Here is a 1,159-nt window from a genome sequence, read left to right as displayed (position 1 = left end):
CGGCTCCAACATGTCGTACCGCGACGTGTACCTCGACCTCGATCCGACCTATCGCGATTCGTACGGCCAGCCGCTCCTGCGCATGACCTTCGACTGGAAGGACAACGACATCAAGATGGCGCGGTACGTGACGGGCCAGATGCAGAAGATTGCCGAGGCGATGGGCCCGAAGGCCATCAACGTCTACACGCGCGAGTTCGGCGCGCACTTCGACTCGCGCCGCTATCAGACCACTCACCTCGTGGGCGGGGCCGTGATGGGCACCGATCCGAATACCAGCGTCATCAACCGCTATCTGCAGAGCTGGGACGTGCCCAACGTGTTCGTGATGGGGGCCTCGGCGTTCCCGCAGGGGATCGGCTACAACCCGACCGGCCTCGTCGCCGCCCTCGCTTACTGGAGCGCGAAAGCCATTCGCAACCAGTATCTGAAGAACCCCGGTCCCCTGGTGAGCGTGTGAAGAGCCGCATGAAGAAGAACATTTTTTCCATCGGCGCGACCGTTGCACGCGCAACTTTCGCGTGCGCGGCTTTCGTGGCACTTTCGGCGCACGCGGCTGAGCAACCGAACGCCGCGCTCGTCGCGCATGGCGAATACCTCGCACGCGCGGGCGACTGCATTGCCTGCCATACCACGCAGGGCGGCAAGCCGTTCGCGGGCGGGTTGAAGTTCGACACGCCGATCGGCGCGATCTACTCGACCAACATTACACCCGACGCGAATACGGGCATCGGCAAGTGGAGCTACGACGACTTCGCCAGGGCGGTACGCCAGGGCGTGCGGCCGAATGGCGACACGCTTTACCCCGCGATGCCCTACCCGTCGTACGCACGCCTCTCCGATGACGACATGAAGGCGCTCTACGCGTATTTCATGCACGGCGTCGGGCCCGTGCAGGCGCAGAACCGCCCCGTGGACATTCCCTGGCCGCTCTCGATGCGCTGGCCGCTCGGCGCCTGGCGCGTGCTGTTCGCACCGAAGGTGCAGGCGTTCGACGGCTCGCATTACAACGACGCGATCGTCGCGCGCGGCGCGTATCTCGTGCAGGGCCTCGGCCACTGCGGCGCGTGCCACACGCCGCGCGCACGCACGATGCAGGAACTCGCGCTCACCGACCTCGAAGGCGACGACTTCCTCGCGGGCGGCGGCCCGATCGACG

The 1,159-nt window shown here is 65.8% G+C and carries 2 protein-coding genes; both read left to right on the top strand.

The window, feature by feature from the left end:
* Nucleotides 1–460, top strand: a 460-nt coding sequence (locus M3I53_RS37950; RefSeq protein WP_254320815.1) for a GMC oxidoreductase, incomplete at its 5' end; no start/stop codon positions are given.
* Between the two features lie 8 nt (nt 461–468).
* Nucleotides 469–1,159, top strand: a 691-nt coding sequence (locus M3I53_RS37945; RefSeq protein WP_254320814.1) for a cytochrome c, incomplete at its 3' end; no start/stop codon positions are given.

The sequence above is a fragment of the Paraburkholderia sp. CNPSo 3272 genome, from assembly GCF_024206495.1.
Lineage (GTDB): Bacteria > Pseudomonadota > Gammaproteobacteria > Burkholderiales > Burkholderiaceae > Paraburkholderia.
The sequence above is the reverse complement of the archived record's forward strand: the minus strand, read 5'-3'. Positions and strand labels throughout refer to the sequence as shown.